This is a genomic window from Spirosoma terrae, assembly GCF_010435915.1.
GTDB lineage: Bacteria > Bacteroidota > Bacteroidia > Cytophagales > Spirosomataceae > Spirosoma > Spirosoma terrae.
This window is the reverse complement of sequence record NZ_JAAFZH010000001.1, coordinates 813,943-833,267: the sequence shown is the minus strand read 5'-3', so window position 1 is coordinate 833,267 and position 19,325 is coordinate 813,943. Positions and strand designations below refer to the sequence as shown.

Annotated in this window: 15 protein-coding genes; 11 read left to right on the top strand and 4 right to left on the bottom strand. The window is 49.1% G+C overall.

Annotated features, from left to right (window positions below; genetic code table 11):
• Positions 1-44: 44 nt before the first annotated feature.
• Entirely contained in the window at positions 45-1,418 is a 1,374-nt protein-coding gene (locus tag GK108_RS03650) for a cytochrome ubiquinol oxidase subunit I (RefSeq protein ID WP_163942875.1), read from the bottom strand.
• Positions 1,419-1,660: 242 nt separating this feature from the next.
• On the opposite strand from GK108_RS03650, the gene GK108_RS03645 reads away from it, so the two are divergent.
• Complete coding sequence (locus tag GK108_RS03645) at positions 1,661-2,005, top strand: winged helix-turn-helix domain-containing protein (RefSeq protein ID WP_163942872.1); 345 nt, start codon at positions 1,661-1,663, stop codon at positions 2,003-2,005.
• On the opposite strand, the gene GK108_RS03640 is transcribed toward GK108_RS03645, so the two are convergent.
• Positions 1,997-2,299: a nucleotidyltransferase domain-containing protein gene (locus tag GK108_RS03640; RefSeq protein WP_163942869.1), complete on the bottom strand. Its 303-nt coding sequence runs from the start codon at positions 2,297-2,299 to the stop codon at positions 1,997-1,999. The two genes, GK108_RS03645 and GK108_RS03640, sit on opposite strands and share 9 nt — an antisense overlap.
• A gap of 2 nt (positions 2,300-2,301) precedes the next feature.
• Positions 2,302-2,730 carry a nucleotidyltransferase substrate binding protein gene (locus GK108_RS03635; protein WP_163942866.1) on the bottom strand — a complete coding sequence of 143 codons (429 nt, stop codon included), beginning with the start codon at positions 2,728-2,730 and terminating at the stop codon, positions 2,302-2,304.
• A 162-nt stretch (positions 2,731-2,892) separates the two neighbouring features.
• Between GK108_RS03635 and GK108_RS03630 the strand changes: the two genes are divergently transcribed.
• The 3 genes from GK108_RS03630 to GK108_RS03620 all read left to right on the top strand — a co-directional run bounded on the left by GK108_RS03630 (position 2,893) and on the right by GK108_RS03620 (position 5,262).
• Positions 2,893-3,234 carry a tRNA-binding protein gene (locus GK108_RS03630; RefSeq protein ID WP_163942863.1) on the top strand — a complete coding sequence of 114 codons (342 nt, stop codon included), beginning with the start codon at positions 2,893-2,895 and terminating at the stop codon, positions 3,232-3,234.
• 101 nt (positions 3,235-3,335) lie between these two features.
• The gene (locus GK108_RS03625; RefSeq protein WP_163942861.1) at positions 3,336-3,863 is read left to right on the top strand and encodes a hypothetical protein; all 528 of its coding nucleotides are present in this window, start codon (positions 3,336-3,338) and stop codon (positions 3,861-3,863) included.
• A 70-nt stretch (positions 3,864-3,933) separates the two neighbouring features.
• Positions 3,934-5,262: an adenylate/guanylate cyclase domain-containing protein gene (locus tag GK108_RS03620; protein ID WP_163942858.1), complete on the top strand. Its 1,329-nt coding sequence runs from the start codon at positions 3,934-3,936 to the stop codon at positions 5,260-5,262.
• A 173-nt stretch (positions 5,263-5,435) separates the two neighbouring features.
• Here the strand turns inward: GK108_RS03620 and GK108_RS03615 are convergent, their stop codons facing one another.
• Positions 5,436-9,092, bottom strand: a complete 3,657-nt coding sequence (locus tag GK108_RS03615) for a BamA/TamA family outer membrane protein (protein WP_163942855.1) — start codon at positions 9,090-9,092, stop codon at positions 5,436-5,438.
• A gap of 191 nt (positions 9,093-9,283) precedes the next feature.
• On the opposite strand from GK108_RS03615, the gene GK108_RS03610 reads away from it, so the two are divergent.
• From GK108_RS03610 to GK108_RS03580, 7 genes are all read left to right on the top strand, one after another.
• Positions 9,284-10,537 carry a Pycsar system effector family protein gene (locus tag GK108_RS03610; RefSeq protein ID WP_163942852.1) on the top strand — a complete coding sequence of 418 codons (1,254 nt, stop codon included), beginning with the start codon at positions 9,284-9,286 and terminating at the stop codon, positions 10,535-10,537.
• A gap of 126 nt (positions 10,538-10,663) precedes the next feature.
• Positions 10,664-12,049 carry a M28 family metallopeptidase gene (locus GK108_RS03605; RefSeq protein WP_163942849.1) on the top strand — a complete coding sequence of 462 codons (1,386 nt, stop codon included), beginning with the start codon at positions 10,664-10,666 and terminating at the stop codon, positions 12,047-12,049.
• A gap of 44 nt (positions 12,050-12,093) precedes the next feature.
• Positions 12,094-13,368 carry an aminotransferase class V-fold PLP-dependent enzyme gene (locus GK108_RS03600; RefSeq protein ID WP_163942846.1) on the top strand — a complete coding sequence of 425 codons (1,275 nt, stop codon included), beginning with the start codon at positions 12,094-12,096 and terminating at the stop codon, positions 13,366-13,368.
• Positions 13,369-13,538: 170 nt separating this feature from the next.
• Complete coding sequence (locus tag GK108_RS03595; protein ID WP_163942843.1) at positions 13,539-13,991, top strand: lipocalin family protein; 453 nt, start codon at positions 13,539-13,541, stop codon at positions 13,989-13,991.
• Between the two features lie 105 nt (positions 13,992-14,096).
• A complete protein-coding gene (locus GK108_RS03590) occupies positions 14,097-16,094 on the top strand; it encodes an alpha/beta hydrolase family protein (protein WP_163942841.1) in 1,998 nt (665 codons plus the stop codon).
• Between the two features lie 324 nt (positions 16,095-16,418).
• On the top strand, positions 16,419-17,591 hold the full coding sequence (locus tag GK108_RS03585) for a pyridoxal phosphate-dependent aminotransferase (RefSeq protein ID WP_163942839.1): 1,173 nt from the start codon (positions 16,419-16,421) through the stop codon (positions 17,589-17,591).
• Positions 17,592-17,672: 81 nt separating this feature from the next.
• Positions 17,673-19,247, top strand: a complete 1,575-nt coding sequence (locus tag GK108_RS03580; RefSeq protein WP_163942837.1) for a flavin monoamine oxidase family protein — start codon at positions 17,673-17,675, stop codon at positions 19,245-19,247.
• Positions 19,248-19,325 lie beyond the last annotated feature (78 nt).

The following is a 19,325-nucleotide window of genomic DNA, read 5'->3' as shown; positions in this document are numbered from 1 at the left end:
GATCGATAGATCGATTCTTGTTCAATTATTCTGTCATCCAATCATCAATTAAGAACGGGGTTCATACGCGACGATGCTTCCTCTTCTTCAGAGTCTACTACGTCTGGGCCGTGCAGGATCTTTTTGTTCAGCAGATAGACGAACAAGGCGAACAGCATGACGTAGATAAACGTAAACAGGATCAGGGAGGCCAGTACGTGTTCGGCTTTTACAGCCTGCGATAGTGCGTCTGAGGTTCGCAATAAACCGTACACTACCCAGGGCTGCCGACCCACTTCGGCCGTATACCAGCCCACCTGATTGGCAATCTGAGGGAGTAGCACCGAAAACACAAAAACAATCATTAGCCAGCGAGTTTCGAACAAGCGCTTCCGATAGAGCATAAATAACCCGAAGAGCGACAACGCAATCAGCATCATGCCGATAGCCACCATCAAATGATACGTCTGAAAAACGAAATTGACGGCCGTTGGACGATCTTCCGGTTTGATGCTGTTTAAGCCCGGAATGGGCGCCTTGACGTCCTGATGCACCAGCAGCGATAAGCCACCCGGAATTTTCAAACCCGTCGTTTTTTGCTCTTTTGCATCGACCCAGCCCATCAGATACATATCGGCTGGCGCTGATTTCTCGAAGTGCCCTTCCATGGCCGCCAGCTTGGCCGGTTGATATTTGGTAACAACTTCGGCCGATTTATGACCGGTGAACAATTGCCCCAGCGACGATACGGCGGCCACCCAGAGCGCAATCCGAAAGGCAGCCTGCGCATGCACTACGTACTGTTTCTTGAGAATATACCAGGCACTGACGCTCAACACCAGAAACGAACCCGCCAGCAGCGCGCCGATCAACACGTGGGAATAGCGCTCTATTGACGATGGGTTAAACACCATAGCCCAGAAATCCGTGACGATTGCCCGCGCTGTCATGCCCTCGCCTTCGATCCGGTAGCCAGACGGCGTTTGCTGCCACGAATTGGCAACCACAATCCACAGCGCCGAAAAAATAGAACCGAGCGCAACAAGAACAGTCGCCATGAAATGAACATGCGGGCTCACCTTATTCCAGCCGAACAAGAGAATTCCCAGAAAGGCCGACTCCAGCGCAAAGGCAAAAATCCCTTCTGCTGCCAGCGCCGATCCGAAAATATCGCCAACGTAGCGCGAGTATGTAGCCCAGTTGGTACCAAACTCAAACTCCATCACGATGCCCGTAGCAACGCCAATACCGAAAATGAGCGCAAAAATCCTGACCCAAAATCGGGTCAGTTCTTCGTAAACTTTATCTTTTGTTTTGAGATACAAACCTTCCATCACGACCAGGCAAACGCCTAGACCAATGCTCAACGGCGGATAGATGTAATGAAAGGCAATGGTGAAAGCAAACTGAATTCGGGAGAGTAATTCGACATTGTCCATATCCGTAATGATAGCGGGGACGATTCGCCGAGGTCGCAGACAGGCAGTGCGATATAGGGCGAACAAGGCGAGAAAACTATCGGCCGAAAGGTACAACCGGAAGCCAATACATCGGACGTACTGAGCGATTTATTTAGTAAACGCGGGATCCCTATCGGCTGGATTGTAGGGAAACCGATACGCTGCGCAGATATAACGTAACACAATTTGTACCTTAGCCCCGTAACAAGGCTCAACCCGGCATGAATCTTCGCATCAATGGACGTATCTGGCTCGAAACAGTATCTACTGAAGGCCCCGAACGGTTTATGGGTATCGGACGATTAGAACTCCTCGGCCACATTCAGCGGACAGGGTCTATCAATCAGGCTGCCAAGGCGATGAAAATGTCGTACAAACGAGCCTGGGAAATGATTCACTCCATGAATACCCAGGCCGACGTTCCACTGGTCATTACCCAAACGGGGGGCGAAAAAGGGGGCGGAACCATCATAACCCCGGAAGGTGAAAAATACCTCAATCACTATCAGGGATTACAGCAACGATTCCAGCAGTTCATAACTGACGAATTGGCCAAACTACCTTAACATTAAGTTTTTTCCAACACGGTCGATATGATCCAGTAAGGCAGGTTCGTCGATTCGGTTGTAAAGCAGTAAATCAACCCGAAGCGGTATCCATAATTCGTCAAGGGCAACAGATAATGCCAATAAATCGTTGAGAGTCAGGTCCGCTCCTTTCAGCGCAATATCTACGTCTGAACCCGGCTTATGCGTTCCTTTAGCGCGTGAGCCAAACAAAACAGCCTGTTCGACTCTACCGTTCATAGCCAGCACATCAACTATACGAGCTAAATCGTTGTCAATCAATCCGTAAGGCATTGCTATTCTTTGTCAAATAAGGATGATTGCTGACTGTTTTGCTCGCCTTCCAATCGTTCTAAGAGCGCACTGAAAAGATCGGCATACTCTTCTCGAATCGCTTCGACAATCTCATCAGCAGTTTGTTCATTATAGGTATGGCTGGTCAGATTACGGCTTTTCCCCATACGAACCCAGGCGTACCCATCAATATAGCCATCCTGAAACGCCTGCTCAATAACCGGCTTTGGGCCAGCTATGTCGACATAACCCTTATCCCGAAGAAAATCCTGAAGCGTTTTCCAGGCTAGTTCATATGTATACTCAAATGCTTTTATGAGCCCTTGCTCCTCCAATTCATTTAATTCTTCTCTGGCTATAAATTTATTAAACTGGCCTAAGGCCTTTTTATAGTTTGAAAAGCGTTGCTGCCAGCGTATATCCTGATCCATTACCAAAAGTACACATTCCGGCAATAGCGACCGAAATGCGGCTGCTCATCGGTAGTCACAACTGTATTGCGACTAACTTATTAACTCTATTTTGATAGCGAAAGCGCGTGCCGCTCATAAAAGTTTTTATCCCATATCGGTATACGATGACTAATTTGCAGCATGAGCAACGAACCGTTATCCTGGGCCGATTTTGAGAAAGTAGAGATTCGGACGGGTACTATTATGTCGGCCGAACCATTTCCGCAGGCTCGTAAGCCAGCCTATAAATTAACGATTGATTTTGGCCCGCTGGGAACCCGTCGTACGTCGGCACAAATAACCAGACTCTACAACGTAGCAGATCTGATTGGCAAGCAGGTGGTGGCCGTCGTTAATTTTCCGCCCAAGCAAATTGCTACGTTCATGAGCGAATGTTTAGTATTAGGTGCTGTAGACGACGACGGAACCGTAACGTTGCTCCAAACTGAACGGCCAACACAAAATGGTGTACGGATTGGCTAAGTCAACACCTGTTCTGTCTCGTCGACCTAATATACATTTGGACAGCGAGACCATAAAAAAGATCCTTGACGCTCTCAGCCCCGTATTTTCGTTTTACCCGTATGAAAGCCTTACTAACGACTCTTCTGTTTTTCTTTTTACTGGTAACCTATTCTCACGCTCAGCGTGTCGACGATACGTCGCATTACCGCTCAGTGCCCGTACCTGGGCACCTGATGCCTATTGAGCGTACGGCAGCCTCTTCGCTGGGAACGGTTTATTTTTACGGCGGCAAAAAATTATCCTCGCCCTTCGCCCTGGAGGTTCCTTTCTACGAACTGGACGACCCAACCGTCAATCATCATTTTCGCACCTTTAAAACCTTAAATACACTTAGCCGACTCACCTCACTTGCTACGTTGGCTTACGTGATTTTTAGTAAAAATGGATCGAACAGTACGTACTGGATTGTGTACGGAACATCCGTCGGGGCTTCGCTCACACTCCTGGTTATTGGCAACGGCCACGTGAACAAGGCCGTTACGCGGTATAACGAAATGCTCCGTCAGCCTCGGGTGGGTATGTCACTGTCGCCAGTACAACTAACGGGCAGCGTAGCTCCCGGCCTGGGCGTATCCTATAAATTCTGAAAGCATCGTTTCGGTGAATCAATCCGAAAACGCTGGTGTTAATTTCTGAAATCAACCTGTTTAGTATGAGATGACTTTTCCGTTCCGTTCCATGCAGAAGCCACCGATGGAATCCTATTTTCAGGAGCACTTTTCGGATGAAAGCCTGAGACGTGAGGTGCAGCGGGCCACTGTTCTATCGGCCCTGTTTCTGTTTGCTACCGCTGCGCTGGCCCTTCTGCATCCCCTACTACAATCCGATAATCTGAAGTATCTGCCTAAACCAGTGCTCCTTACGATCATGCCCTACTTTATAGGCATGAGCGTCTACGAGTGGGGAATCCGGCGATTGCTTAAACAGCAACTGGCACGCCATCAGGACTTACCGACCCTGTTCAAATTTGGGAATGCTACGTTCGAAATTACATCGATATCCTTTATTCTGCTGATTGTTTCCCGACATATGTTCGATTCGCTACTGGTCTTGAATAGTCCGCTGGCGTACATCTACATCTTTTTTATTATCCTCTCTACACTCCGGTTAAACTTCTGGCTGTCAGCCTATACGGGCTTTATAGCTGGCCTGGAGTTTATCGTTCTGTACTTTTTTATCAGCAAACCAGAATTTACGAAACCGTATCTGGAAATCGACCTGTTTCTGCACCTGCCCTTCATGTTTATCACCAAAGGGCTTTTATTAATGCTGACAGGCGTAGCAGCCGGATACGTATCGACTCAGATCCGAATAAGCATAACCGATACCATTCGGGCTACCGAAACCGAACAGCAGGCCGTAACGCTCTTTGGACAGCAGGTATCGCCGGAGATTGCCCGTGCGGTTCTGGCACAAAAAGGGAATTATAAAAGCCATCACATGCGGGTAGCCGTTATGTTTCTGGATATCCGCGACTTCACGAAATATGCCAGCCACCATACCGCCGACGAAGTCATGGACTATCAGAATACGTTTTTCAGCATCATTATCCGCATTGTTGAACAACATCGGGGCGTTGTCAATCAGTTTCTGGGCGACGGCTGCATGATTACGTTCGGTGCTCCCGTTGAGGTAAGCAACCCAGCAGAGGTGGCCGTTGAAGCCGGATTTACGATTCTCCATGCCGTACAACAGGCCGTTGATAGTGAGTTGATGATTCCGACCTCGATTGGCATTGGTATTCACATTGGCGATGCCGTGGTTGGCAACATCGGAACCGAAACTCGTCAGCAATATTCCGTCACGGGCAACGTAGTGATTCTGGCGGCCCGTATCGAACAGCTCAATAAGCCTTTTCATACCCAGTTTCTGGTATCGAAAGAGGTATTCGACTCGCTGACGACTCCGCCCGAAACGGCAATTGCACTGGGCAAAACGGTGGTAAAAGGCGTTGATGAACAGATTGACCTGTATCAACTATCCTGACTATCCGATGAGCGTCTAAAGATTAGCCAAAAAGGCACGGAGAGCACGAAGTGAGACAGGGCATTTAGTTCGCACCAAGCGCTATAAGAAGGGTTTTACCACCCCCAACCCCCTCCTAAAACAGGAGGGGGTTGGGGGTGGTAAAACCGGCTCTCCTGCCATTCATCACTACGTTAGAAAAAGAAACCAACCCGTAACATAGGAATGCGGTCCTCGCGTGACATAGCATACAACACTGAAATGACAGCCGTGTTGTAAGGAGCCAGCCAGATGCCCCCGCCGTAGCCATGATGCCAGACGTTTGACTTCTCGCCGTCGACCCACACACGCCCAACATCATTAAAAGCAACAATGCCCGCATAGGCCGGGAAGAGATACGTCCGAATGGTCAGCAGGCGCATTCGCAAGTCGAGATTATGGAAAAAGGCGCTTTCGCCCGCAAAACGTGTCCGTCGAAAACCGCGCAGATTGGTTAAGCCACCCAACGTACTGGCCTGAAAAAACTCAAAATTGTCGCTCAGATTCAGGCTGGTCCCTACGCGCGTGGCAATCGTCACTATGGCCGGAAGCCGGATTGACGCATAGAAAGACAGATCTGACTGAAGCTGAGTAAACGACCGCGACTGTTCATTTAAGCCCCGGTACGTAGTGAATGCTGTTCGCCAGAATACACCACGAGTCGTTAGTAAAGCATTATCCCGCGTGTCGACCGTAAAGCCAGCCTTCAGCCCACCGTAAAAAAACTGCTCAAACAACCGACTGCCATTCGGAATACTCTGCGCATATTCCTGAATAAATTTCTGCTGTTTCTCCTCCAGTTCGATTCGCTCGATAGATGGTCCATAGAAAAAAGTAGCCTTGCCTAACCGGTGCTGCAACAGCGCATTCAAGCGCCAGTTTTCAAACCGAACGCGGTAATAACTAACTGGGTTTTCTTTGTCAAAAACGGTTTCGTTACCAATGCCAAAGAAGTTCTGGACAAAATTGGGAGCCTGAATATCGCCATTGATCACCAGATCGGCTTTTCCTAACAGATCGGTGAACGTACCATCGTAATGAAAGTTAAACGCATTGGTGGCAAAAGCATGGTTAGCCGTTATGCGATGCTGCTGCGCAAATGGCTCTTTACGAAAACCCTGCGTTCGGCGCAAAACACCACCGCCCAGAAATAAGCCATCGTCGGGGTTGGCCTGCACAGTAATCAACGGCATGGTAAGATTATACCGAAACGCGTTTCGGTCGTAGTTGTTGACCGCTTTGTTATCCGACAGCCGGCTTCTGATTTCCGAACCGCCCGATATAGTCGTGTTTTTACGCAGATCGTACACCCACGTTTTCCTGGACAATCCCCGCACCGACGAACTATCGGTCACTACGTCGTCGCCTTTGCCACCAATGATACGTAGCAAACTACCGGCCGGAGCCGAGCCCCGGACCACAAACCGGTCGTCGCCACCCAGGCCATATAAACGAACTTCTTTGGTTTCGGCCGGATCGAACCGGCGCTTATATAAAACCTGAGTTGGTTCTTTTTCCTTGTTCAATTTATAAACCACTACGTCGGTCTGGCCATCTGGCAACCGCGTTACGTCAAATAGCTCCTGCTTATCGCTCCCCGTTACGTCGACGGCTTTGGCCAGAAAGCAATATTGTATATCAGCGTAACGTTTCAAGTCTGCCCGGCGCTGCTTCAATTTAGCAGTTAGTGTTTCGGCACTCAGCTTTCGCGCTGGTTCGGGCAGGTGATCCATAGCTTTCTGAATAGCATCGTCGGTCATGTTCCGTTGCAACGTATCGGCCATAGCCCGCCAATCGGCCCGACTCGGTTCAGTCAGGAACGAACGGTCAAAAAAGCGGGCATTATTGTTGAACTCAGGCACCAGGCGAATGGTATAATCAAACCCCTGAAACTTCGGCATGAGCCAGCGCCGACTCACGATTTTTGGTAAAATGCCTTCGTTGAGAAAAAACGCCTGATCGCGGTCGCGCGGAATAGGTTCGAAACGTAATCCTTTGTCGGTTTTAAAACTCGCCCACCGCCACTGGTCATCGTGGCGGTCCCAGTCGCCGATCCACATATCGAACAACCGCGCCCGAAGCACAGTCTGCTGATCGACCCGATTATCATTATCGTCCTGTATTTTTTCGAGCAATTTGGGTGTACTATACAGCTTGGTTGAGTTACCAAACAGCCCGGTTTCTTTATAGTTTCCATCCGCCCGTTCTTCAAAGAGCATCAACGTATTGGCAAACGTTTGTTCGTACTCCCGTAATGTCGAGTCGTTGGGCGTTACAACAATCCTTGGATTGGTATGATACACACCGGCAGCCTCAGCTAGTGGCGCTACCACCAAAGCCCCAAATGGATGCGAAGCCGAAATCTGATCCTGAACGAGGTCTTTCGCTAAATCACTACGTAGCGATTCTGGGATTGCCTTTTCTGGGTATTTCTCGATGGATCGAATGGCAAATTCGTGTTTTTTGGGATCAACAAGGCGTAACGACAGTGTCTGCATGCCTCCGCCCCGCTCGGTTGGCACCAAGCCTTCTTTCTTCAGATTCAGCACTGGCACGGTCAACGTACTTGTCCAGACATCCCGGTAGTTATTACCCAGTAGAAACCGCTTAACGGGACCGGCAACGTAACGAAAGCCAGGCACGACGCGGACGCTGTCGGGCTGCTGTGTCATGCCGGTTCGCTTTGGTAACGGATCGGGCTGCAGCTTTATGGTTGTCTGATACACCAGTTCACCCGTTGGAGTTTGCTCACTGGGGGTAAAAAATGAGATGGTCAGTTGATCGCCCTCGCCAAAATCCAGGCGGGCAAATCCTTTTTTCTCAGCCGCAAAGAGTGATTCTTTTGCTTTTTTAACGGGGGTGTGTTTCGATCCACTGCCACTGGTGAGGTAATACAAACTATCGCGCCGGATAAGCTGCATGTTATGATCATGCCCGTTCGTATAGATAAGGTTGGTGTATTTCTTAAAAATGCCAACCATGCCATTCCGCATTTCCTTATAAACCGGGTTTGGCAAATCCTGCAAACTGCCAAATACCGATCGATAAATGGGGTAGATTGAGCCAATACCGGGCAGCGGAACATACAGCCACTTCCGGATATCGGTCAGCGGGAATAAATGATCTTTGAGTGTAAAGTAAGCTCCGTGTTCACCGTGGCTATACATCGGATGATGGCCAGCCACAACTACCCGCCGATGCCGGTTTCGGAACAGAATATCGTCGAGCTGCGTCAGAAAATCGGGTAAGGTTTTAGCGCTACAATCCGAATCGTCGCCCGGTTTAGCCCACGGATGCACCCAATACTGCGTGTCCATCAACACCAGCGTTAACGAATCAGAGAGCTGAATCTCAACGGGGCCAGGACAGCCATCGTTTGGGTAAAATACGTCGCTACGTCCGAGGTACTGATGCACAAAATCCTGCTGATTTTTGATACGTTGCCAACCATCCCGCCGACCTTTATCCCAATCGTGGTTGCCAGGGATGGCGAAAATTCGGCCGCTAAATGCACGATGCAGATCCAGTTGCTGGCGCATCCGTCGTTCGGCGTCGGCCCGATCAGGATCGTCAGCATCAGGCAATCCGAACTGGTAGATATTGTCGCCCAATAAGATAAGCGAACTATTCGAACCCAGGCCCTGAAGCTGGGCTCTCAGTGCATTCAACACAGCATCGCCTTCCGCAGCGGGTGCCCCGGCGTCGCCCAGCAAAAAGACACTATAAGTTGGCGATGTCTGCGCCGATACGTTAAAACCAGCTACCAGGAAACCGGCGGTAAACAGACAAACGAGGAAGTAAAAAAATCTCATAACAAGATGATACGCACCATACCGTCTATGGCAGTTAATTGGTTAATTCATTCTTTTTACGATGAGCACTCAAGAAACCCACTGGTATTCAGAATAATAAAGAGAAAACAAATTTAAAACTGGCCCCGCAACTGAATCCGGTTTTTATTCGTTACCTTGTTGCTACCGGCTAGTTTAGTCACTCCATTTGTATGACCGTTCAGGAAACCACGCTGCTTCATCAAACCCGGATTTTTGCCGAATCGTTGCTTAAGCAGCTTAATTTAGAATATACCTACCACAACCTGACTCATACACAGGCCGTGGTAGGCTTTGTTAACGAAATTGCCGATCACGAAGGGCTGTCTGAAACGGACCAGGAAACGGTGCTGATAGCCGCCTGGCTTCACGATATTGGCTACAAAAAAGGCTGTGAAAATCACGAAGATAACGGCATCGATCTGGCGCGGCCTTTTCTGGAAGAGCACATCCGTTCGGCCAAACGAATTGATGACATTCTGACCTGCATCGAAGCGACCAAAATGCCGCAGTCACCCAACGGAAATCGGCTGGCCGAAGTGCTGTGCGATGCTGATCTGGGGCATCTGGCTGCACCGAATTTCCTGGAATTCAGCGAACAGTTACGCCAGGAGCTGAAACACAACGGCAACAAGATCAGCAAGAAGAAATGGCGGAAGAAAAACGCCCAGTTTCTGGAAAAGCATGAATTTTTTACGCACTACGGGAAAACAGTATTAGGCCCACGTCAGGCCAGAAATCTGGATTTGCTCCTCCGTCAGATTGAGGAAGATGGCGATGAGGATGACGAAGTAACGAAACCGGACAAGCACGAAAAACAGGCCAAGCACGCCAAAAAAGAGGACGTAGCGGCTTCGTTGTTCGATATACCTCTGCCCAACGCTACGTCGAAAGTCCGCAAACCTGATCGGGGTATTGAAACGATGTTTCGGGTAACCTCACAGAATCATTTTCAGCTGAGCGCGATGGCCGATACCAAGGCGAATATTATGATCTCGATTAATACGATCGTTATCTCGCTGGTAGTTAGTATACTGATTCGCAAACTGGAAGAGTGGCCCGCCCTGACAATACCAACCATCATTTTTACGGTTACCAGCGTTGTTGCTACCGTACTGGCCGTATTAGCCACACGTCCGAACGTAACGAGCGGTGTATTCAGCCGGGAAGACATTGAAAACAAAAGTGCCAATCTGCTTTTTTTCGGTAACTTTTACCGCATGGACTTATCGGATTATGAATGGGGTATGCGCCGGATGATGGACGACGCGGACTTTCTGTATTCGAGTATGATCCGCGATATTTACTTTCTGGGTAAGGTTCTTGGCAAGAAATATAAACTGTTACGCTGGTCGTATTCTGTGTTTATGTTCGGCCTGATCGTGTCAGTGATTGCATTCGGTATTGCAACCCACATGAGCCGGTAAACCACCTGATTATTTGGCCGATCGTAAACTTATCAACTTATTCATTGGCAATTATGGCCACACGAAGCGCAAACTAGGCAGGTTTGCGCTTTTTTGTTAGCTTCGCTGACCCAATTCATCAAACCTATGCAAACTAAAGCATTACTACCTCTTTTTATTGCCTCCCTACTTGCTTCTCCCCTATCGAACGCACAAACAATCCTTAACCGAGACCCACAAATTGCGGATCTGGTCAGCCAGATTTCAGCCGACAGCCTGCGGGCGCACATCAATGGTCTGGTTAGTTTTGGTACACGCCATACGCTAAGTGTACCCATGAATGCGTCGGACCAGGTTGGTAAAAAAGGACTAGGTGCAGCCCGTCAATGGATTCTGGGTAAGTTTAATCAATATGCCAAACAGTCGGGCGGCCGTATGACGGCTACGCTCGATACGTGGACCTTACAACCCGATGGCCGTCGGGTCGACAAACCCGCCAATATGGGCAACGTAATGGCTACGCTGAAAGGCACTGATCCAAACGATGACCGTATTTTCATCGTACAGGGCCATATGGACAGCCGCGTTACGAACGTAATGAACCGCGAATCGGACGCACCCGGCGCTAACGACGATGGTTCAGGAACAGCCGCCGTTATTGAGTTGTGCCGTGTCATGAGCAAATCATCGTTTCCCGCCACCATTATTTTCGTTACGTTGACGGGCGAAGAGCAGGGACTATTAGGCGCAGAACATCTTTCGGAACGAGCCATCAAGGAAAAATGGAACGTAGAAGCGGTGCTAAACAACGACATTATGGGTAGTAATAACAGTAGTGATACCCGTATCATTGAGAACACGAAGCTCCGGGTTTTCAGTGAAGGATTGCCAGCCAGCCTGCTAAAAGATACGACCGGACGTATCGCGCAAATTCAGCGATTTGGCAACGAAAATGACGGGAAAGCGCGAACTCTGGCCCGCTACCTGAAAGAGATTGGTGAACGCTACGTTGAGAATCTGGACGTCGTGATGGTATACCGTAACGACCGCTACCTGCGTGGTGGCGATCATACGCCCTACGTTCAGCGCGGTATTGCCGCCGTCCGACTCACCGAAATGAACGAAAACTACGAGCACCAGCATCAGGACCTACGTACTGAAAATGGGGTTGAATACGGCGACTATCCGAAGTTTATGGATTTCGAATATCTCCGCAAGAATACGGCCGTCAATTTGGCAACCCTCGCTAATCTGGCCAAATCACCAACCGTGCCCCAGAAAGTAACAGTCGATGTTCGCAATCTGACCAATTCAACCGCGCTTTATTGGCAAGCTCCCCAGACAGGCAAAGTAAAAGGTTACTACGTATTGATGCGGGAAACGTATTGGCCATTCTGGCAGAAGAAATTCTTCACTACCAAACTCGGCATGACGCTGCCTTACTCGAAAGACAACTATTATTTCGCGGTACAGGCTGTTAGCGAAGACGGTAACGAAGGGCTGCCCGTATTACCCGTCCCCAATTTGCGCTAATTCGTAGATCGGACATTCCTGTCCGATTTACCAACTTTACTATTATGTCCCACCTCTCCAAACGGCAATTTTTGAAAAGCATGGTCGGGGCCACGGCCCTGCCAACTATACAAGGGCCCACCCTAAATCAGGTATTCGCACAGTTTGCTAACGTACCGGCCAATACGTTGGCCCATCAGGAGGGCTTTTGGGCCGCCATACGGACAGCGTATCCGGTCACTACCGATTTTATACAGCTCGAAAACGGCTACTACTCACTGGCCGCACAGCCCGTGCTGGACAGCTATCTGAAGCATATTCAACAGGTAAATGCCGTTTCGTCCTATTACATGCGTACCCGTCAGTTTAACGATAAGCTGGAATCGCAAACACAACTGGCCCGATTGCTGGGCTGTTCGGCCGACGAACTGATTATTACCCGGAATACAACAGAATCGCTCGATACGGTGATTGCAGGTCAAAACTGGAAAGCAGGCGACGAAGCCGTGATGGCCGAGCAGGACTATGGCGCCATGCTCGACATGTTTCGGCTCCAGGCCCGACGACACGGTATCGTCAACAAAATGATTTCGATACCCAACCATCCGCAATCCGACGATGAGCTGGTTAATCTGTACGAAAAAGCCATTACGCCCAAAACCCGGCTGCTGATGGTTTGCCACCTGGTTAACATTACCGGCCAGATTATGCCGATTCGCCAGATTACGGAAATGGCGCATAAACGGAACGTGGAGGTGATAGTCGATGGCGCACACGCATTTGGACAATTGGCGTTCAATATTTCCGATCTGGGAGGGTGTGATTATTACGCCAGCAGTCTACACAAATGGTTGGGTGTGCCATTAGGAGCTGGAATTCTCTACGTACGTAAAGACAAAATTCCGGGGCTCTGGCCTATGTTTGGCGATAGCAGCTTTTCGGACGATAACATTCGGAAACTTAACCACACCGGCACGCATCCGGTTGCTACGGACCTGGCCATTCAGGATGCCATTCGTTTTCACGACAGCATTGGCATCGAACGAAAGCAGGACCGACTGCGCTATCTACAACGCTACTGGACCGACAAGGTAAGAAACCATCCCAACATCGTTCTCAATACGCCCAGTGATCCCAAACGCTCCTGCGCCATTGCGAATGTCGGTATTCCCAAACTAAAACCCGCCGAACTATCAAAAGCGCTCTTCGAGAAGTACAACATCTTTACGGTAGCCATCGACAGTCCAGCTGTGAAAGGTATTCGTGTTACTCCGCATGTGTACACCACCACTGCCGAACTCGATACGTTCGTGAAGGCGTTGAAGGAACTGGCGGGCTGAAGACGCTACGTAGTAAGTCTCTAAAACGAACTCGTTTTACTAATTTTATCCGCCTTCCAGCATCAATCCCTCAGATTCTGGCGTACTGGCGATTGTACTGTTCTTTTTTTTTGTAGCTTACGCACACTTGTCGTGTTTAGGCCCTGATTATCTTAAAAATTCAATTGTCTATGAAGCGTTATTTGTATCTACTTTGCTTAGTAGTTTCTTTTGCGGGGTTGGTTTCTTGTAGCAAAAATGACCCTGCTCCGCCACCAGCTGCTGTAGGGCGCTGGGAATTAAATCGGGGATTGGCCTCTGGCTTCCCTGCCTCTCTGAGTATCAATGGAGCTGCCTTAGATTTATACTATCTGAATTCTGAAGGCTCTACTATAGATATATTTTCTGATAATACATTTAATGAAAACTACCGTAACGTTGCCGTTTCTGACGGAACAGGAACTTGGGAATTTACGAATAATACTCTGACTTTAAAATACGACTCAGGTGCATCAGACTCCTATACATATTCTAAAAATAAGAATATTGAAGAGCTGGCGCAGGTTACTCCCATACCCTACACATTCCCAGTCTCCAGTACATCAAGTGTAACTGGGAACATTCAGTGGATATATAGGAAGTAAAAATCTTCACTGCCATTTTTCAAAGCCGATGGAAGCCCCATCGGCTTTTTTGCGTAATTTGTAGTCTACGCAAGTAGTTTACGTTCTTCATTCGAAAACACGCTCATGACAAACCGTTCTCTGTTAATCTGGTTGCTGGCACTGTCCAGCTTTGGTAGCCAGGCGCAGACAATCACGAAAAAACGCCCGATTAATCCGAAAGACATCTACCGATTACAGACGATCAGCGATCCACAGGTTGCTCCCGATGGAAAATGGATCACCTACAGCGTATCGGCGGTCGACACTACGAAAGATAAACGCAACTCTGACCTCTGGATGGTCAGTTGGGATGGCAAAGAATCTGTGCAGCTAACCAACGGACCAGAAAGCGAATCCAGAGCCCGGTTCAGTCCCGATGGGAAGTATATTTCCTTTATTTCGTCGCGGCAGGGTAATACCAAAGGGCAAATCTGGCTTTTGGATCGGCGGGGTGGCGAAGCTAAAAAGCTAACCGACCTAAAAACAGATCTGGAAGACTACGTCTGGTCGCCCGATAGCAAGAAAATTGCCCTGGTTCTACGCGATCCCGACTATGCGGATTCGGCAAAAACGAAAGTTCGAAAGCCTTACGTCATGGATCGCTACCATTTCAAGGCCGATATAAAAGGATACATCGAAAAAGGATCGTCACACTTATACGTTTACGACGTAGCGGATAAAAAACTCGATACGTTAACGACCGGTAATTACGACGAAACCTCGCCCGTCTGGTCGCCGGATGGTACAAAGCTGGCGTTTGTCAGCAATCGAAGTGACGACCCCGACCGCAACCAGAACACCGATATCTACGTCATGGAAGCCCGGAAAGGAGCGGCCACGAAAAAACTCACCACCTGGACTGGCTACGACAATAGCCCGACCTGGAGCCCCGATGGCAAGTCTATCGCTTATCTGCGCTCAACGGCATCGGGTAATTTCCTGATGTACGATCAGCCGGTGTTAGCCGTCATCAGTCAGGATGGTGGCGAACCCACGTTATTGTCCAAAAGTCTTGATCGACCCGTACGAAACCCAACCTGGGCCAAAGACAGCAAAAGCATCGGTGTATTAGTACAGGATGATCGGCAGACGTATCTGGGTCAGTACGTAGTAGCCGACGGCAAATTCACGAAGCTGGCAACCGGACAAAAGGCGTTTAGCAATCTGGAAGCCGTTTCGGGTAGTAACTGGGTGGCGATGATCAGCGATCCGCAAACACCCGGCGAACTATACGCCATCGAGTCGGGAAATCCTCGTCGGCTTACCCACGTGCACGATACGTTCCTGGCTCCCCTGGAACTGGCAACAGTAGAGGGTTTTACGTCGAAAAGTAAAGACGGTACACAGGTCTCCAATATCCTGTTTCGGCCAGCGAATGCTCCATCAGGCAAAAAACTACCGACTATTTTCTTTATTCACGGCGGTCCTGTATCGCAGGATGAATTTTCGTTCGATTTGACTCGTCAGTTGCTGGCGGCTGGTGGCTATGCCGTTGTTGCGGTTAACTATCGGGGTAGTAACGGACGCGGCCTCGACTATACCAAAGCTATTTATGCTGACTGGGGTAACAAAGAAGTGCAGGATATTCTGGGCGCTGCTGACTACGTAGTGGAGAAAGGCATTGCCGATGCCGAACACATGGGCATTGGCGGCTGGAGCTACGGCGGCATTCTGACAAACTACACCATTGCGACGGATACACGCTTTAAAGCAGCGGCCAGCGGAGCAGGAAGTTCGTTGCAACTTAGCCTGTACGGCAGCGACATGTACACGAATCAGTATGAAACAGAATTAGGAGCTCCGTGGAAAAATACGGAGAAATGGTTGAAGCTCTCTTATCCGTTCCTGAAAGCCGACCGAATCAAAACCCCAACGATGTTTATGGCGAGCGAAAAGGATTTTAACGTACCGGTTGCCGGTAGTGAGCAAATGTATCAGGCACTACGTTCGCTGGGAATCCCAACGCAACTGATTATTTACCCCGGTCAGTTTCATGGCATTACGGTGCCGAGTTACCAGAAAGACCGCGTTGACCGCTATCTACAATGGTTTGATAAGTATCTGAAATCGAAAACACTGTAAGGGCTCTAACCAGGTTGTCTCAGACAGCATCCTGCTGTCTGATTTATACTTCAGTTTAGCAAAACAGCAAGATGCTGTCTGAGACAACCCAACTGCCAATTGAAAGCAGACACGTTCAAAGTGAGTGTTTATTTTGCCTTTCAAAAAATAGCTATAGATAAATTTCAGAAAATACCTATTTGATAAAATTAAATCAAGAGCGCTCTCATTTAGAGGACGCTTTTTTTAGTATTAATTCGTATTTTCACAACACTCTATATACTAAGGGTTTATATTCAGATTTACTTTAATTTTATCGCAGATAAATCCAAAAATACTGCAATCATGTCATCACAACTAACTCGCCGGGATTGGCTACGTGCCAGCGGCCTGCTGGCGGCCAGCTTTAGTTTAAACCGGTTAAGCTCCGCCGAAGCAGCTATGCCAAACGCTCCGTTTGTCTCGTCGTTTACCAATGAGTTTGCATTTGCCGACGATCCATTTGATAAGATGCCTAAGCTCAAGGCACGTCTGCTGGCAAATGAAAATCCGCTCGGTATTTCACAAAGCGCCAAAGAAGCGATTATGAAGTCAGCAGAGTTGGGCAACCGATACGCCTGGATGGAGTTTTCGCAGATCAAAGCATTGATTGCGCCCGATGAAGGTGTCAAGCCAGAGAACATTATGATGTCGCCCGGCTCATCCGACATTCTGATGGCCGCTGCTGAATATTTTGCGAAAGATGGCGGTACGATCCTGACTAGTGCCATAACCTACGATGATCTGCTCCAGCGGGCTCAGAAGTTTGGGGCAAAGATCAAGGCGATTCCGATGACGAAAGACTATAAGTATGATCTGCCAGCCATCAAAGCTGCCATAACACCCGACGTAAAACTAGTCTATATTGTCAATCCGAATAACCCAACCGGCACCATTGTTCCCACTGCCGAACTAGAAGCGTTTTGCAAGGAAATAGCCCCTAAAGTGCCGGTTTTCATCGATGAAGCGTACATCGATTTCTACGAACCCGCTGAACGTCCTAAGCTTGGGAAATTGGTTGCCGATGGCCAGAACGTAATCCTGGCCCGAACGTTCTCAAAAATCCACGGATTTGCCGGACTGCGGCTAGGCTACGCCATTGCTCAACCCGAGATGCTGAAAACACTACGTGGGTACACCAACGGCGAATTTGCGGTTAGCATCACTACGTTGATGGCTGGTATTGCCAGCTACAAAGATGTGGCCTGGCAGAACCATTGCCGTGCCGAGAATGCGAAGGCGCGGGCCTACACGACCAAGGCACTGGCCGATATGGGGTATGAAGTCATTCCGTCGGCGGCCAATTTCATCCTGTTCCCCATTCGCATGAAGACCAAAACCTTTGAAGGACAGATGTTTGGACAGGGCATTGGGATTCAGACCCGCGAATTTAACGGACAACCCTTCTGTCGCGTTAGCGTAGGCACTATGGACGAGATGGCCATCTTTATCGACGGCTTCAAGAAAGTAGTAGGCTAACGTACCACCGACCGCCCCCGGTCGGTTTTCTTTTTTACTACGTAATACACCGGCTGGTGGCAGTCGGCACTCATAGCTTTCATGACGCGAAGAGACTTCATCAACTCAACAAGTGCCAGTTATGCCAGTCTGCTGGCCTGGGGAATGTTACCTGCCGCCCCTGCCTCAGCCATCGACTTATCGGCTAATGGTACAGGAAGTGACGGCAAAGGACGAAAAGTGATCATTTTAGGGGCGGGTCTGGCGGGTCTGACAGCCGCTTACGAGCTAGGCAAGTTAGGCTACGACTGTACCCTTATTGAAGCGCGCTCGCGGTCAGGTGGTCGGGTCTGGACAATCCGGAATGGAACCAAAGAAACCGAGCTGGGTGGTGGAGCCGCGCAAACCTGTGCGTTCAGCGAAGGCCAATATTACAATGGCGGAGCCGCCCGCATTCCGCATCACCATGAAATTACGCTTCAGTACTGCCGGGAACTAGGCGTTCCGTTACAGATTTTCAACGGAGCCAACGAGTCAGCCTACCTGTATAACGACGGCGGAACGGGCGATCTGGCCAATCGACGGATGCGTATCAGCGACTATCATAACGATATGCGCGGCTACACGTCTGAGCTGCTGGCCAAAGCCCTTGACCAGTCCTCGCTCGATCAGCAACTGACAAAAGAAGACGTCGAAAAACTGGTCGATTTTCTGAAAAATGAAGGCGATCTGAATACGGCTCATTTGTATAAAGGCACCAACCGGCGCGGCTACAAAAGTAAAAGTGATCCAGGTGCCGGAAACGTACCGGGTGTATTGACCGATCCGTATGGACTTACCGATTTGCTACGTTCAGGCTTTATGCAGCCCGTTTTCTACAACGTGGGCGATTATGCGTACGAACAGCAAACGACTCTACTCCAGCCTGTTGATGGAATGGACTCAATTCCCAAGGCATTTGAGAAAAAATTAGCCGGTAAAATCATTTTCAACGCGCCGGTTAAGGAGCTACGAAAAACGGAGAATGGCGTTAGAGTCATTTATCAGAAAGACGGAAAACCCGTGGAGATTTCCGGCGAATTCTGCGTCTGCACCTTGCCGCTACCCATGCTCAAATCGCTTGAATCAGACCTGTCGGGCACCGTAAAACGGGCCGCTGATTTTATTCCTTACATGAAAACGGGAAAAATTGGTTTGCAATTCAAACGGCGTTTCTGGGAAGAAGACGATGGTATTTACGGAGGAATCTCGCGTACCAACATGGATGTCAACCAGATCTGGTATCCATCATTTAGCTTACAGGGCAAAAAAGGAGTTCTGATTGGCTATTACAACTTCTATAGCCGGGCCGAAGCAGTGGGCGCATTACCGGTAGCCGACCGGGAGAAACTAGCGCTGGAACAAGGCGGCAAAATCCATCCGCAGTATAAAACAGAATTTGAAAATTCGTTTTCGCTAGCCTGGCATCGCACACCCTATAGCGGAGGAGGATGGGCCTTATATGACGACGCTACCCGAAAAAAATACTATCCTGCTTTACTGGAACCCGACGGCAACATTTATTTTGCAGGCGAACACACGACCTATCTCACTGCCTGGATGGCCGGAGCCTTTGCGTCGGCCCGCCGAACGGTTGAAGCTATTCATGCACGTGTGGGTCAATACACTAAAAAATAACTTTTTTTACGCACGATAGAACGCTGATCATTATGATACGTATGATTATGAAGTTGTCTTCTGTCAGGCAGAAAATGC

What these genes read in the sequence shown, in the direction of transcription:
- GK108_RS03645 (WP_163942872.1), top strand. Translation starts at nt 1,661, where the DNA reads ATGAATCTTCGCATCAATGGACGTATCTGGCTCGAAACAGTATCTACT.
- GK108_RS03610 (WP_163942852.1), top strand. Translation starts at nt 9,284, where the DNA reads ATGACCGTTCAGGAAACCACGCTGCTTCATCAAACCCGGATTTTTGCC.
- GK108_RS03620 (WP_163942858.1), top strand. Translation starts at nt 3,934, where the DNA reads ATGACTTTTCCGTTCCGTTCCATGCAGAAGCCACCGATGGAATCCTAT.
- GK108_RS03625 (WP_163942861.1), top strand. Translation starts at nt 3,336, where the DNA reads ATGAAAGCCTTACTAACGACTCTTCTGTTTTTCTTTTTACTGGTAACC.
- GK108_RS03600 (WP_163942846.1), top strand. Translation starts at nt 12,094, where the DNA reads ATGTCCCACCTCTCCAAACGGCAATTTTTGAAAAGCATGGTCGGGGCC.
- GK108_RS03630 (WP_163942863.1), top strand. Translation starts at nt 2,893, where the DNA reads ATGAGCAACGAACCGTTATCCTGGGCCGATTTTGAGAAAGTAGAGATT.
- GK108_RS03640 (WP_163942869.1), bottom strand. Translation starts at nt 2,299, where the DNA reads ATGCCTTACGGATTGATTGACAACGATTTAGCTCGTATAGTTGATGTG.
- GK108_RS03590 (WP_163942841.1), top strand. Translation starts at nt 14,097, where the DNA reads ATGACAAACCGTTCTCTGTTAATCTGGTTGCTGGCACTGTCCAGCTTT.
- GK108_RS03650 (WP_163942875.1), bottom strand. Translation starts at nt 1,418, where the DNA reads ATGGACAATGTCGAATTACTCTCCCGAATTCAGTTTGCTTTCACCATT.
- GK108_RS03580 (WP_163942837.1), top strand. Translation starts at nt 17,673, where the DNA reads ATGACGCGAAGAGACTTCATCAACTCAACAAGTGCCAGTTATGCCAGT.
- GK108_RS03635 (WP_163942866.1), bottom strand. Translation starts at nt 2,730, where the DNA reads ATGGATCAGGATATACGCTGGCAGCAACGCTTTTCAAACTATAAAAAG.
- GK108_RS03605 (WP_163942849.1), top strand. Translation starts at nt 10,664, where the DNA reads ATGCAAACTAAAGCATTACTACCTCTTTTTATTGCCTCCCTACTTGCT.
- GK108_RS03615 (WP_163942855.1), bottom strand. Translation starts at nt 9,092, where the DNA reads ATGAGATTTTTTTACTTCCTCGTTTGTCTGTTTACCGCCGGTTTCCTG.
- GK108_RS03595 (WP_163942843.1), top strand. Translation starts at nt 13,539, where the DNA reads ATGAAGCGTTATTTGTATCTACTTTGCTTAGTAGTTTCTTTTGCGGGG.
- GK108_RS03585 (WP_163942839.1), top strand. Translation starts at nt 16,419, where the DNA reads ATGTCATCACAACTAACTCGCCGGGATTGGCTACGTGCCAGCGGCCTG.